At 70.5% G+C, this 492-nt stretch carries 1 pseudogene; it reads left to right on the plus strand.

Annotated elements, in window-relative coordinates:
* Positions 1-492: pseudogene (locus tag BKD30_RS16545) on the plus strand (IS21 family transposase); the annotation flags it as partial.

The raw sequence follows: 492 nt of genomic DNA on the forward strand, positions 1-492 counted from the left end.
CGGCTGGGGGTGGCGCGGAACACCGTGAGAGCGGCGCTCGCGTCGGACGGGCCGCCGAAGTACGAGCGGTCACCGAAGGGCTCGCTGGTGGACCGGGTGGAGCCACGGGTCCGGGCGTTGCTTGCCGAGTTTCCGCGGATGCCGGCGACGGTGGTCGCGGAACGGATCGGCTGGGAGCACTCGATCACGATCTTGAAGGACAGGATCCGTGCTATCCGCCCGGAGTACGCCGGTGTCGACCCGGCTGACCGGCTGGTGCACGAGCCGGGGGTCGCGGCGCAGTGCGACCTCTGGTTCCCGGAGCCGGGCATCCCGGTCGGCGGCGGGCAGATGGCGATGCTGCCGGTGCTGGTGATGACGCTCACGCATTCGAGGTTCCACTCCGCGGTGATGCTCCCTTCGCGGCAGGGCGGTGACCTGCTGGCCGGCATGTGGCAGCTGATCAGCTCGCTGGGGAAGGTGACCAAGACGCTGGTCTGGGACCGGGAGGCC

The sequence above is a fragment of the Tersicoccus phoenicis genome (assembly GCF_001968835.1).
Lineage (GTDB): Bacteria > Actinomycetota > Actinomycetes > Actinomycetales > Micrococcaceae > Tersicoccus > Tersicoccus phoenicis.